Origin of the sequence: Bradyrhizobium sp. (assembly GCF_030646015.1) — a bacterium.
Classification (GTDB): Bacteria; Pseudomonadota; Alphaproteobacteria; order Rhizobiales; family Xanthobacteraceae; genus Bradyrhizobium.
Genome location: NZ_JAUSLT010000086.1, coordinates 1 through 13,170, shown reverse-complemented (window position 1 = coordinate 13,170; position 13,170 = coordinate 1). Strand labels below are relative to the sequence as shown.

Genomic DNA, 13,170 nt, shown 5'->3' with positions numbered 1-13,170 from the left:
AGATATTTACGATCTCGCCGGCGGCCCGCGGAGCCAGTAGAGGCGGTGCGCCGACCCGGCCCGGATATGAGCCATGAGCGCAGAAATCCCGACGGCGCAGGCGGCAAAGCCCTCCACGCGTTCACGGCTTGTCAAAAGCAACCGCAGGCAGATGCTGCTTTTTGCCGCGCTGACGGTGATCCTGACGGTCGCGACGGTGTGGGGCTCCCGGGTCTGGCTGAATTCCGAAACACTGGTGTTCGCGGTCGGCAACGCCAACGGCCCGGAGGCCCGGTTCGCCGCCAAGCTCGCCGCCATGCTCAAGACCACCAATTCGCGGCTGCACCTCAAGATCGTTGCCAATCCCGACAGCGCCAAGGCGCTTGCGCAATTCGATCGCAAGCAGGCGGATCTTGCGATCCTGCGCACCGACGTCAAGGTCCCGTCCCGCGCACGCGCCGTTGCGATCCTGGAGCACGACGTGGTGCTGCTGGTCAGCCCCGCCGGCAGGAAGATCAAATCGCTCGCGGAGCTGAGGAAGAGGAAGGTTGCGCTGGTGGCTGACGCCGACGGCGGCGCCACCTTCATCCGCAAGCTGCTCGAAGTCTCCGACGATCCCGCTTTCGCTTCGCGTCTCCAGCCGGCTCCGCCGATTGCGACCTTCGATCAATTGCTGGCGCCGGGCGGCTATGGCGCGGTGATCGCCATTGCGCCGGTCTCCCGGATGCTGCGGGACAAGAGCATCGAGCAGCAGGTCAGGCGTGGCAGATTGATCCTGAACGACATCGGCGAGTCGAAGGCGCTGGTCAGGAGATATCCCGGCCTTACCGAGGAAACGCTGTCGGCCGGCATGCTGTCTTCCACACCCGCTATCCCTTCGGAAGATCTCGATACGGTCGGGCTGCAGTGGGTGCTGGTCGCGCAGTCCAGGCTTTCGACCGCGGTCGCGGGAAATCTGGCGCGGGCGATCTACGAGAACAAGGGCGAGCTTGCGCTGGAGAACGGCTTCGCCTCCCGGATCGAGCCGGCCAGCACCGACAAGGACGCCTTCATCGTCGCGCACCAGGGCGCCGCCGACTACATCAACGACGACACCAAATCATTCGTCGACCGCTACAGCGACCTCGCCTATCTCGGCGTCGCCGTGCTCGGCGTCATCGGCTCGCTGTTCGCCGCGCTCTACACCAAGGTGACCCGGATTGCGCCGGAGAAGGCCAGCGAGCTGGCCACGGCCATTCTCGATATCGGCGAGCGCATGGAGCATGCCACCTCGATGGAGGCGCTCGACGCATTGCAGGACGAACTCGAGACCGTGCTTCGCGGGGTGGTGATAGGCTTGCGCGACGGCACCATCTCGAAGGACGGGCTGGATACGTTCAAGCTCGGCTATGAGTTGGTGCGCGACGAACTGGCGCTGCGGCGCGAAAGCCTGAAGCGGCACGGCGGCCATGACGACAATGTGGTGATCGTCAAGACCGCGCAGAGCGCGTGAGCGGCGCAAAAAAGCCCCGGACGATGCCGGGGCTTTTGAGTTCGAGACAGGTACTAGCCGATCAGATCAGTACCTTGCGACCACCGGGCCGCCGAAGCGGTAGTTGATGCGCGCGGTGACCATGTCCACGTCCTGATGGATGCGATCGACGGTCTGGGCCGGCGAAGCGAACGCGATGTTACGCGCGTCGAGGAAGATGTGGTTGTATTCGACGCCGAACGACCAGTTCGGGGTGAATCCGTATTCGAGGCCAACGCCGACCGTGCCGCCCCAGCGGGTTTCCGAAGCGGTTCCGACGTCAACACCGGTTACGGTATTGTAGTAGTTATACTTGTCGCTCACGACCGCGGCGCCGCCCTTGACGTAGAGCAGAGCGTTGTTCCAGGCATAACCGACGCGGCCGGTGAACAGGCCGAAGGCATCGATTCGCGAGCGATTGGTGAAGCCCGGGAAGGCAATGCTGACGTTCCGGCCGCTGAGATCGGCCCAGTTGCCCTGCGCTTCGAGACCGAACACCCAGGAGCCGGCCTGCCAATTGTAGCCGATCTGGCCGCCGATCGTGCCGCCGGTTGCATCATGGCAACCTTCCGCCAGATTCACAGCCAAGGGGGCAGCAACGGTACCGGCATAATCCCAGCACTTGTGGCTGGATGCCCAGCCGCCGTTGGCGCCGATGTAGAAGCCGGTCCAGTTGTACATCGCAACGGCGATCGGGGCCGCCTTGGTGTAGGGACGAGCTGCCATGTCGGCGGCCGAAGCGGCATTGACGAGCCCGAGGCTCAGGGCTGCTCCACCGAGGAGTGCGATAAATTTGGACTGCATGGGATATCCCCCTAAAATTGAAATCGATGTCGCTAAAGAGCCCCAACTGCCGTTCGAAACAAGTTAAACTCGCGGTTTCCGGGCGAAGCGACGTGCATTGCGGGAGCAGTGCGACATTTCTGCAATAGTCGCTGTCCGATTCAGCACGAAATCGCATCAAATTGCGCCAAAGCCGAATTTGGTTCCATCGGGAAATCAAAGACTTAAGGTTGCATTCACCATTAACGGGCGGTTAGCGGCTCTCGCCTTCCGCACTGCAGGGATCGAATCATACCGCCATGTTTTCCCGGGCCGCGAGCGCCCGCGCCCGGATCTCCGCGATGCTGCGCTTGAGTGCGGCCTGCCGCGGGTCGGGCAAGGCAGTGGCGCGCGCCTCCGCCACGGCGCCGGCCAGATCCGCAAGCGGCAGCACGCCGTCGAAGGTCGGCTTGGCGAGACCATCGATGATCGCATGCCAGTCGGCGAGGCCCTGGCGATAGGCGGCGCCGTAGCCCTGCACCATGGTCGCGGTCTGCACGATCGCCGAGGCGGCCTCGGGCTGCTTGGTCAAAGCGCGGTCGATCATATGCAGCCAGCGCTCGACCCAGACCCGCTCCCTGGCATAGCGCACCGAGAACCGCCGCCAGCGCCGCAACGACGCCTCGATCTTCAGGCGGCGAACGCGCCAGCGGTTTTTGGTGCTGAAGCGGATCGAGACCTGCTTGCGCGTCCATCCCAGGCGTTCGAGGAGACCGAGAACCGGATCGGCGATCGCCGCGGGGAGCGCCTCGACCAGTTCATCCAGCCGGAATTTCCTGACGTCGTCGGCCGCCCGGGCGCTTGGATCGCCGCGGGCGCTCGGATCGCCGCGGGCGCTCGGATCGCCGGTGCCGGGGTCCAGTTCGCCAAGCTTCAGCTGCGCGATCCGGATCGGATCCTGATAGCTCATGCGCATCGCCATCAGCCGCGCCACGTCGGCGAACAGCGCATCGTCGACGCCGGGCTTGCCGATGAACCGCCGCAGCCGGTCCACATAGAGCTTCGCGTAGCGCGCGCCCTGATACTCCATCAACAGATGAATGCCCTCGCTGACGTCGGGCTCCACGGCATCGGGCAGGCCGGGGGGCAGGAATGGCGGCGTGCCGTCGCCCTCGCCGATGAAATCGGAGAGCAAATAGCGCAGCGAGGACAGGAAGCTTGCCACTCCGGCGATCCGGCCGGTCAGGCGGGCTTCGGCGCGGCGGGCGCCGGTGCTGCGGCGGTCTGCTGCGCCAGCCTCTCCTCCAGCTTCGCGATGTTCTCGAACAGCCGGGCGCTGGCGAGACGAAGGAAGTAGAAGCCGAATTCCGGATTCTGCACGTAAAGCTCCTCGACCTTGCTGTAGCTGACGCTGAGGATGAGACCGGCCTCGACGCATTCCAGCGTCTGGGTTCGCATGTTCGATGGCGACAGCATGCCGAGTTCGCCGACGATGGCGCCGACCGGCAGCTCGATGCCGGATTCGACCAGCTTGAAGCGGCCCGAGACGATGTAGAGCATGTCCTCGGCCTTCTCGTCCTTGTAGAACAGCACCTCGCCGGCGGCGCATTGGCGCTCGGTCATGAACGGCTTCAGCCAGTCCATCGACAGGTCGCCCTGGACCGACTTCTTCACGTCCCGCACCAGCTGCAGCATCTGATGCAGCCGGTAGGAATTGAGCACCAGCACCAGCGCCTGCACCACGATGATCAGGTAATTGCGGCTCGGGATCGCGGTCGCGATCAGCACGAGGTTGGTGAAAATGCCGAGCACCCGCAGCGGGATCATGGTCCGCATCGTGGTGGTCGCGATCACGAAGATCGATGCGAAGACCGCGCCTGCCGTTCCGGCGTGTTGTGCGAGATTCGAGGTATCCATGGGAAGCCAGCCAGCTTGGAAGGAGTGAAATGAACGAAAAGATCGTGGTTCAGCGCGTGCCCGTCATCGTAATGATGGCAGGCCGCTTTTGATATACTGAGAAAAGACGAAGGTCTTGTCAGGGATTCCGGCTGATTTGGGGGCGGTATCGCAAAAAAAACCGCCGGATTCCGGTTCAAATCGGGGGGCCACGAGGCCCAGGCATCCTTCCGCGTTCTCGCGGCGCGACGCGCCCGAGCTTTGCCGGAAAGTTCGGCGCCCCGGATACAGAGGGCGCAGGGAAGACCGGGTGCGCGCTGCACCCGCGGTCTCATGTGCAAACTCGTGCAACAAAAAACGCACATGAGCATACAGGTTCAGCGGAAACACTCCGGCCTTCCCTGCGCAATGGCTTTACGGCTTATCTCGCGCTCACCCCGGAGTAGCGGGCTGTCTAGTCTCCGTCGCCTGGCGGAAACCGGCACTGAGGCCCGGTCGGGCTTGCAGCGCCTCCGCCAGACTTGACGCCAGCGTCGAGGCGTCGGGTCCACACGATTTTGCCGTACGCTGAAGTGCCGTCCGTCTGCCCGCCGCTCGATAGCTCACGGAGTTGATCCCGCCCCGCCACCGCCTGCGCGCCCGACACCGTCGCGTCCACCGCGTCCCCGGCCCACGTTTCGTGACGATCATGATACGCCCCTCTGAAAGGGCCGGGATGGACGGAAATGTGCGGGTGATTTGGGGGAGGAGTCAAGGGAAGATTCTGATTTTCGGAAATTCTTTTTTGGTGTTCTCGGTCGACTCCCGTCGGCCACCTTCGAGGCGGGTCGGGACACCGGGCGCCGCTACGTGGCCGCGTCGATCTATTTCCTGAGCAACGTGTTCAACAGCGTGCTCAGCGAAATGCGCCGCGCCGAGGCGCGCTCCGAGAGATAGTCGAGCACTTCCGGGTCCAAATGGACCGGCGGCACGAGGCACGCGCCTTCGCAAGAACTTGCCGCGCTCGGCGGTCGAGAAATCATACTCGTCCTTCATCGCATCACCCTTCCGCGTATTGGCGGACTTCGCGGGGGCAACATTGTGTCGAGATGGATCATTCGTCGAAAACCACCCGGTCGGCCGGCATGGCGGGCTGGTCACGTCCCCCGGGCATAAAGGGCGTGTCGCCGAGCCGGTCGATCTGATCCCACGGCATCGGCCCGGGTTCGCCGGCAGCACATCGCGCGCAGGGCGCATTCTGGCGATATCGGCTTTGGTCGGCTTGCGGACTTCCATCAGCGGCGGTCAGCGGCGGCCTTCTGGCCTCAGGTATCTTCGGCATGATTGCGAACCTCGCGTCGACTGGCCCTTTCGAAATGGAAGGACGTGCGTTGGCGGGCTTCCGTCAGGCCGCGTCGGCCACGGCGCGTACTTGCAAACGGACACCCGCCTCCTGCTGCAAGACGCCGATGACACCGAGCAGATTCTCGGCCGTGGGATTACCGGATGGACCAAACATCCGCATCAGGCTCTTGGGCGAGCGGCCGAGCGCCGCACCAAGCTTTTCGAAGCCGATGGTGGCGTTGATGCAGGAACGCAGCGCCGCGCGACCCTCTTCCACATTACCGTCGAGCAACGCCTGCATGGCTTCGGCGAGCAAGGCCTGCCGAAATTTGATATCGCGACGCGCCCGCGCCTGTACCGTCTCGCGAAAACTCCTGGTCAGGGGCATGGTCACTTCCTCCTGGTCCGTTCGGCGGCCTTGCGCGCCTTGTAGCTGCGCCAGTGGCGCGACGCCGCCTCAATATCGTTCTGCTGCCGCTTTTTGGTGCCGCCCCTCGGATGCGGCGTGAATTCCGCCTTCACGGCGCAGTTTCGATGAACGGGTTCACGATGGTCAGCCCGCCGATGCTGCGGCCATGCTGCATGTCCTCGCTGTAGAGGATGTCGCACTCCGCCTCGATCGCGGAGGCGACGATCAGCGCATCGTAAAAAGTGAGGCCGTGGTCGCGCGCGAGACCGAGCGCGGCGGCGTGGGTGTCCGCGGTCAGCGGCATGATCTCGGGGAAACGGGCGCGAATGACCGACACCGCGCGCTCGATGTCGGCCCAGTCGCGCTCGCGCTTGCGCCGCGCGACATTGGTGAATTCGTTCAGCACCTGCGCGCTGATGACCCCGCCGGAAGCGATCAGATCCACCGCGCGTGTGCGCCTGGCGACATCGAGAAACGCATAGACGAGGACGTTGGTGTCGAAGAACGGCGTCACCGCTCGTTGGCCTCGTCACGGTCGAACCTGTAGTCTTCGGGAGCAGGCCATCGGAACTGCTGCATCTGCTTCAGAAACTCGGCGCGCCTGTCGACCTTCTCGACGACAAGCTGCTGCTTCGAGGCCTCGACCACGTTCAACTCGTCACCGGGAGCGAGGCCGAGTTGCTCGACCAGCGCCTTGGGCAATCGCACCGCAAGGCTGTTGCCCCACTTGGAAACCATCATCGATGCCTCCTGAGGATATACAATATTCGATGTATATCATATGGTGGGCGCGATAATTTTTCAAGCAAGGCGTGGATGCCCGGGGGCATCTGCGCAAAGACGCGCTTCGCGCTATTGCCCGGGCATGACGAGGAGTACACGTCCGGCTGCGAACGCCTGCCGGCAGCCCGTTCCGCGGAGTCGCCACGCGCTGGAGAACATCATGGAGAACCCCAGGTCATGACGAAGCCCATGCCGGAAGCAGCCGAGACAGCGAGCACGCCGATCCTGGAGATCGCCGGCGCGCGCGCCACCATCCGGCTCAACCGACCGAAGCATCTGAACCGGCTGCAGCCCGACGACCTCGACGCCCTGATGGAGCTGTTCGACCGCATCGAGGCCGATCCCGATGTCAGGGTGCTGGTGCTGACCGGCACCGGGCGCGCCTTCAGCGCCGGCTACGACCTCGGATCGATTGCGGAGCGCGCCAGCGGTGCTCCGGAGGAGCAGACGGCCGGATCGGCGTTCGAGGTCGTCGTCAACCGGCTCGAGGACCTCGCGATACCGACCATCTGCCGGCTCAATGGCGGGGTCTATGGCGGCTCGACCGACCTGGCGCTGGCCTGCGATTTCCGCATCGGCATCGATACCTGCGAGATGTTCATGCCGGCGGCAAGGCTCGGGCTGCACTACTACAAGAGCGGAATCAAACGCTACGTGTCGCGGCTCGGCGCCGACAACGCCCGAAAACTGTTCCTGACCGCCGAGAAGATCGACGCCGCGGAGATGCTGCGGATCGGCTATCTGACCGCGATGGCGCCGGCCGGGGCGCTGGATGCGGAGGTCGACAGGCTGGCCGCGGTGCTCGCAGGCAATGCGCCGGTCGCGATGCGCGGCATGAAACGCGCCATCAACGAGTTCGCCCACGGCCGGCTGGATGAGGAGGCCGCCGACCGCCGCGCCCGCGACAGCATGCGCGGCGCCGAGATCAAGGAAGGCATCAGGGCGTTTTCGGAGAAGCGGCCGCCGAAATTCTAGCGCGCTTTTCTTCTCCCCTCCCCCCGCGAAGCGGTGGGGAGGGGTCGGGGGTGGGGGGTCTATCAGCGCGCACAACCGGCAGCGAGTCTGCTGTGCTACCCCCCACCCCCGACCCCACCCCGCCACGCGCAAGGGCGCGTGGAGGGAGGGGAGAAGAGCATCGCAAGGCGATGCGTCTCGAAGGATGAAGCATGGACGCTGCGTGATCTTCTGAACCTTCAAGTCGCACAATCAGGCTTGGGCGGTTTGCTCAATTGAGCTAGATCAACCTGCCCAGTCACCGAAACCATCTACTGTCAGGCTCGATAGGAGACATTCATGCCGTTCAAAGATATTCTTGTCGCGCTCAACAGTTATCCCGATCCGACACCGGTGTCGGTGGTCGAGGATGCGGTGGCCGTCGCCGCCACCCTCGGCGCGCATCTCGCCGCCATTTCCTGCGAGACCCACGTTCAGCTGCCGGGGCACTTCATCTCGGCCCCGATGGTCGATGGAATGATCGCCGGCGAAGCCGCCAAGAGCCGGAAGAGCGCCCACGAACTGCTGGCCGCGTTCGACGCGGCAGCGGCAAAGGCCGGCATTCTCCACGAAGCTATCTTCGAGAAATGCCTCACGCTGGAAATTCCGGACCTGCTGGTGGAATATGCGCGGCTACGCGACCTGACCATCCTGCCCTCGTCATCCGATCAATGGTACGCCGAAGCGGTCATTTTCGGATCCGGCAGACCGACCCTGATCCTGCCGGTAAGTCCGAGCCGACGGCCGTTCCAGATCGAAACCGTCGCGGTGGCCTGGGATTTCAGCCGCGCGGCCGCACGCGCCATTTCGGACGCCCTGCCGATTCTCGAACTGGCGAAGCAGGTCCGGATCGTGACGGTCGCCAACGAGAAGGCACTGGGCACCAAGCGCTCCGGCGAAGAGCTGGCCAAGAATCTTTCCCGGCACGGCATCGATGTCGTGCTGGACAAGGTCGATGCCAAGGGCCGTCCGATCGGCGAGGTTCTCGAATCCTACACCTCGTCGCAAAACGCCGATCTGCTGGTGATGGGCGCCTATGGACATTCGAAGTGGCGGGAGTTCGTGCTGGGCGGCGCGACCCGCAGCCTGCTGTCGAAGCCGCCGCTGCCGATCCTGCTCTCGCATTAGCGACGGAAAGAGTCCGCCGAAATTTTTACGGATGCGAGCACTTTCTCCCTTCTCCCCTTGTGGGAGAAGGTGGCGCGAAGCGCCGGATGAGGGGTTTCTATCAACGGACAGGCTCTTCGTTGAGGCAACCCCTCACCCGTCCGCGATGCTGCGCATCGCGGCCACCCAAGAGCGAGCTTCGCTCGTCTCGGCTCCCACAAGGGGAGAGGGGAAGGCACCTGTCAGCGGCCGGGGCTTTTCCCGGTTCTATTCGTCGACGAAAGTGACGGTATCCGCAATGCTGGCGCGCGAGGTCCGGTAGCTGTTAACCTTGGCCGCGTGGTCGGCGAAACCGAATGAAATGCCGCAGACGACTTTCCGGTCATCGCCGAGCTTGAAGTGGCGGCGGATCAATCCGGAATGCCGCGCCAGCGCCGCCTGCGGAATGGTGCCGAGACCGAGCGCCTGGGCGGCCAGCATGAAATTGCCGACATAGGCGCCGCAATCGACCGCGCCGTAGACCCCGAGCGGCTCGTCGGTGTGAATGATGGCGACATGCGGCGCGCCGAAGAAATTGTAGTTCTCCAGCGCCTGCTTGCCGTAGGCCGCCTTGTCGCCTCTGGCGATGCCGAGCGTGTTGTAGAGCTGGAAACCGCTCTCGCGGCGGCGCTCCTGATAGACCCCGAGATATTCGCGCGGCGGCGGAAAATCATGACCGTCCTCCGCGCCGGAAGCGGCCTCGGCATAGATCAACTTGCGAAACCGCTCCTTGGCCTCGCCGCTCGCGATCAGCACCTGCCACGGCTGGCTGTTGCACCAGGACGCGGTGCGCTGCGCGATGGTAAGGACACGGTCGATGGTTTCGCGCGGGACCGGCTGGGCTAAGAAGGCGCGGACGGAATAGCGCTCGTTCAGGAGCTCCTCGAGCACGGCGACGCGGTCTTGTTTAGAAGAGGTCATTGATGGACTTTCTGGTATCTCACATTTCGTGCCCCGGACGCTGCGTGAGCCGCGAAGCGATGCGCTGCAGAGCCGGGGCCCACACTGCACGTGTTGCTCTATGGGTCCCGGTTCTGAGCGCAGCGCACCGGACGATGCTTCGCATCGCCGGGAGTGCGCTGCGCCGCGCCCGGGACACGAGGCTCATCTTCCCTTGGTCGGGATCTTGTTGAACGGCACATCCTTGTCGACGCGGATGTCGCCGGGCAGGCCGAGCACGCGCTCGGCGATGCTGTTGCGGAGGATTTCATCGGTGCCGCCGGCGATGCGCATCGAGGGCGAGCCCAGCAGCATCTGCTGGAACTGGCCGGCCGCCTCTTCTTCCGCAGCACCCGTCAGGGCGCCGGCCGCGCCCTGCAGATCCATCGCGTAAGTAGCGATGTCCTGCAGCATGACGCCGGCGACCAGCTTGCCGATCGAGTTTTCCGGCCCCGGGCGCTCGCCCTTGGACAGCGCCGACACCGCGCGGTAGCTGGTGTATTTCAGGCCGCTCGCCTTCACCGCCCAGCTGGCGAGTTTCGCGCGCGTGGCGCGGTCGTCGATCGCGGGGCCGTCCTCGGTCATCAGGCTGGAGCAGAACTCGAACATTTCGGGGAAACCGGTGGCCAGCCGCGCGCCGATCGACATCCGCTCGTTCATCAGCGTGGTCAGCGACACGTTCCAGCCGTCGCCGACATTGCCGAGACGCTGGCTGTCCGGAATCACGACATCGGTGAAATAGACCTCGTTGAACTCCTGCATGCCGTTGGCCTGCTTGATCGGGCGCACTTCCACGCCCTTGCTCTTCATGTCGAGGAAGAACATCGTCAGGCCCTTGTGCTTCGGCACGTTGGGGTCGGTGCGGGTGATCAACAGACCGTAGTCGGAATAATGCGCGCCCGAGGTCCAGATCTTCTGGCCGTTGACGATCCAGTTGTCGCCCTGCTTCTCGGCGCGGGTGCGCAGGCCGGCGACGTCGGATCCGCCGGCGGGCTCGGAAAACAGCTGACACCAGATCTGTTCGCCGGAAGCGAGCTTCGGCAGATAATGGCGCTTGTGCGCCTCGCTGCCGAACGCCATCACGGTCGGGCCGCACATGCCCTCGCCGATCTGGAACGGCTGCGTCAGCTTGCCGTAGACGCCCTCTTCCTGCTGCCAGATCACCTTCTCGATCGGCGTGGCGCCGCGGCCGCCATACTCCCTAGGCCAGTGCAGGCAGGCCCAGCCGCCCTCCGCCTTCTTCTTCTGCCAGGCCTTGCCGACATCGACGATGTCGTCCTTCTTCAGGCTGATGCGGCCGAGCGAGGATTTGGAAAGCTCCGCCTCGTACTGCTTGGGCGCGTTGGCGGCGATCCATTGCCGCGCCTCGGTGCGGAACGCGGCTTCCTGCGGGGTGTCATCGAAATTCATGGCGAACCTCTTGTCTGCGTAGGGTGGGTTAGCCATAGGCGTAACCCACCAGTTCTATCAAACGTCATTGCGAAAATGGTGGGTTACGCTTCGCTAACCCACCCTACGATTCCTTACGACCGTCCCCTGGTCGGTATCTTGTTGAACGGCACGTCCTTGTCGACCCTGATGTCACCGGGCAGGCCGAGCACGCGCTCGGCGATGATGTTGCGCATGATCTCGTCGGTGCCGCCCTCGACGCGGGTGCCGGGCGCGCGCAGCAGCATCGCCTGGAACTTTCCCGTCGCCTCGGCATCCTCGGCCCCAACAAGCACGCCGGCGGCGCCCTGCAGGTCGAGCGCGTAAGTAGCGACGTCCTGGATCATCGAACCCGCCACCAGCTTGCCAATGGAATTTTCCGGTCCCGGCCGCTCGCCCTTCGACAGCGCCGAGATCGCGCGCATGCTGGTGTATTTCAGCCCGCTCGCCTTCACCGCCCAGCTGGCGAGTTTCGAGCGCACATTGCGGTCCTCGATGGCGGGACCGTCGTCCAGCATCAGGCTGTTGCAGAACTCGAACAACTCAGGGAAACCGGTCGAGACCCCGGCGCCGATCGACATCCGCTCGTTCATCAGCGTGGTCAGCGACACGTTCCAGCCGTCATTGACGGCGCCGAGCCGCTGGCTGTCCGGAATCTTCACGTCGGTGAAATAGACCTCGTTGAAGTCGGACGCGCCGTTGGCCTGCTTGATCGGCTTGATCTCGACGCCGGGGCTCTTCATGTCCAGGAAGAACATGGTGAGGCCCTTGTGCTTCGCCACATTGGGATCGGTGCGCGTCAGCAAAATTCCGTAGTCGGAATAATGCGCGCCCGAGGTCCAGATCTTCTGGCCGTTGATGATCCAGTCGTCGCCGTTCTTTTCGGCGCGGGTGCGCAGGCCGGCGACGTCGGATCCGCCGGCGGGTTCGGAGAACAGCTGGCACCAGATCTTTTCGCCCGACGCCAGCGGCGGCAGATATTTCTTTTTCTCCGCCTCACCGGCAAACGCCATCATGGTCGGGCCACACATGCCGTGGCCGATGATGAACATGCCGGAGAGTCTGCCGAACGCGCCCTCTTCCTGCTGCCAGATCACCCGCTCGATCGGCGTCGCACCGCGGCCGCCATACTCCTTCGGCCAGTGCAGGCAGGCCCAGCCGGCGTCGGCTTTTTTCTTCTGCCAGGCCTTTGCCACTTCGAGGATGTTGGCGCCCTTCAGCGCACTTCGGCCGAGCGAGGACTTCTTCAGTTCGTCCTCATACTGCTTCGGCGCGTTCGCAGCGATCCAGGCTTTGGCCTCGGCGCGGAACGCGGCTTCCTGCGGGGTGTCATCGAAGTTCATAGCGGTTCTTTCTTGCGTAGGGTGGGTTAGCCGAAGGCGTAACCCACCACTTCTATCGATCATCCTTGCTGCGCGATGGTGGGTTACGCTTCGCTAACCCACCCTACGATCCTCACGCCGCATTCTTCTTGCGCATGCGGTCGATCAGCTGATCTTCCCAGTACGACAGGCTGCCGAGCCCGAGCGCGGTGGCGTTGGCGCGGCGGTAGTACATGTGGCAATCGAATTCCCAGGTGAAGCCCATGCCGCCATGGACCTGGATGTTGTTCTTGGCGCAATGCTGGAACGCCTGCGTCGCGCTGATGCGGGCGGCGGCGGCGGCTTCCGGCAGCTCCGACGCATTGGTCGAGAGCGCCCAGGCGCCGTAGTAGCAATTCGAGCGCGCCAGCGTCGCCGAGACGTACATGTCGGCCAGCATGTGCTTGACGGCCTGGAACGAGCCGATCGGCCGGCCGAAGGCGATGCGGTCGAGCGCATAGTCGCGGCCCATTTCCAGCGCGCGGTCGGCGCCGCCGACCTGCTCGAACGCCATCAGCACGGCGGCACGGTCGAGCACCTGGGTGAGAACGCCCCAGCCCTCGCCGGCGGCCCCGAGCGGCTCGGCCTTGCAGTTCTTGAAGGTGAGTTCGGCCTGGCCGCGCGACGGATCGAGGTTGGTC

15 protein-coding genes are annotated in these 13,170 nt (G+C 64.2%); 3 read left to right on the top strand and 12 right to left on the bottom strand.

What is annotated here, in order from left to right; translation table 11 throughout:
• Positions 1-73 precede the first annotated feature (73 nt).
• On the top strand, positions 74-1,471 hold the full coding sequence (locus Q7T45_RS13075; RefSeq protein ID WP_304871329.1) for a TAXI family TRAP transporter solute-binding subunit: 1,398 nt from the start codon (positions 74-76) through the stop codon (positions 1,469-1,471).
• A 66-nt stretch (positions 1,472-1,537) separates the two neighbouring features.
• Here Q7T45_RS13075 and Q7T45_RS13070 read toward each other — a convergent pair whose 3' ends face one another.
• The 8 genes from Q7T45_RS13070 to Q7T45_RS13035 form a co-directional block, all read right to left on the bottom strand.
• Positions 1,538-2,293, bottom strand: coding sequence for an outer membrane protein (locus tag Q7T45_RS13070; protein ID WP_304871328.1), 756 nt, complete (start codon positions 2,291-2,293; stop codon positions 1,538-1,540).
• A gap of 268 nt (positions 2,294-2,561) precedes the next feature.
• Positions 2,562-3,476, bottom strand: a complete 915-nt coding sequence (locus tag Q7T45_RS13065) for a DUF6537 domain-containing protein (RefSeq protein WP_304871327.1) — start codon at positions 3,474-3,476, stop codon at positions 2,562-2,564.
• A gap of 17 nt (positions 3,477-3,493) precedes the next feature.
• Positions 3,494-4,168, bottom strand: coding sequence for a Crp/Fnr family transcriptional regulator (locus tag Q7T45_RS13060; RefSeq protein ID WP_304871326.1), 675 nt, complete (start codon positions 4,166-4,168; stop codon positions 3,494-3,496).
• A 1,072-nt stretch (positions 4,169-5,240) separates the two neighbouring features.
• Positions 5,241-5,468 carry a hypothetical protein gene (locus Q7T45_RS13055; protein WP_304871325.1) on the bottom strand — a complete coding sequence of 76 codons (228 nt, stop codon included), beginning with the start codon at positions 5,466-5,468 and terminating at the stop codon, positions 5,241-5,243.
• A 63-nt stretch (positions 5,469-5,531) separates the two neighbouring features.
• Positions 5,532-5,858: a transcriptional regulator gene (locus Q7T45_RS13050; protein WP_304871324.1), complete on the bottom strand. Its 327-nt coding sequence runs from the start codon at positions 5,856-5,858 to the stop codon at positions 5,532-5,534.
• Positions 5,859-5,860: 2 nt separating this feature from the next.
• Positions 5,861-5,992: a hypothetical protein gene (locus tag Q7T45_RS13045; RefSeq protein WP_304871323.1), complete on the bottom strand. Its 132-nt coding sequence runs from the start codon at positions 5,990-5,992 to the stop codon at positions 5,861-5,863.
• Entirely contained in the window at positions 5,989-6,393 is a 405-nt protein-coding gene (locus Q7T45_RS13040; RefSeq protein ID WP_304871322.1) for a PIN domain-containing protein, read from the bottom strand. The genes Q7T45_RS13045 and Q7T45_RS13040 overlap by 4 nt, the downstream gene beginning before the upstream one ends.
• Entirely contained in the window at positions 6,390-6,620 is a 231-nt protein-coding gene (locus Q7T45_RS13035) for an AbrB/MazE/SpoVT family DNA-binding domain-containing protein (protein ID WP_304871321.1), read from the bottom strand. Before Q7T45_RS13035 ends, Q7T45_RS13040 begins: the two co-directional genes overlap by 4 nt.
• A gap of 219 nt (positions 6,621-6,839) precedes the next feature.
• Here Q7T45_RS13035 and Q7T45_RS13030 point away from each other — a divergent pair, with 219 nt between their 5' ends.
• Together Q7T45_RS13030 and Q7T45_RS13025 are read left to right on the top strand one after the other, a co-directional pair.
• Positions 6,840-7,637 (top strand): enoyl-CoA hydratase/isomerase family protein, encoded by a 798-nt coding sequence (locus Q7T45_RS13030; protein ID WP_370691264.1) that lies wholly within the window; start codon positions 6,840-6,842, stop codon positions 7,635-7,637.
• 318 nt (positions 7,638-7,955) lie between these two features.
• Entirely contained in the window at positions 7,956-8,783 is an 828-nt protein-coding gene (locus Q7T45_RS13025; protein ID WP_304871320.1) for a universal stress protein, read from the top strand.
• 246 nt (positions 8,784-9,029) lie between these two features.
• On the opposite strand, the gene Q7T45_RS13020 is transcribed toward Q7T45_RS13025, so the two are convergent.
• From Q7T45_RS13020 to Q7T45_RS13005, 4 genes are all read right to left on the bottom strand, one after another.
• Complete coding sequence (locus tag Q7T45_RS13020; protein WP_304871319.1) at positions 9,030-9,722, bottom strand: nitroreductase; 693 nt, start codon at positions 9,720-9,722, stop codon at positions 9,030-9,032.
• Positions 9,723-9,905: 183 nt separating this feature from the next.
• Positions 9,906-11,150: an acyl-CoA dehydrogenase gene (locus Q7T45_RS13015; protein WP_304871318.1), complete on the bottom strand. Its 1,245-nt coding sequence runs from the start codon at positions 11,148-11,150 to the stop codon at positions 9,906-9,908.
• 113 nt (positions 11,151-11,263) lie between these two features.
• Positions 11,264-12,511: an acyl-CoA dehydrogenase gene (locus Q7T45_RS13010; protein ID WP_304871317.1), complete on the bottom strand. Its 1,248-nt coding sequence runs from the start codon at positions 12,509-12,511 to the stop codon at positions 11,264-11,266.
• Positions 12,512-12,623: 112 nt separating this feature from the next.
• A partial coding sequence (locus Q7T45_RS13005; RefSeq protein ID WP_304871316.1) for an acyl-CoA dehydrogenase family protein occupies positions 12,624-13,170 on the bottom strand: 547 nt, incomplete at its 5' end.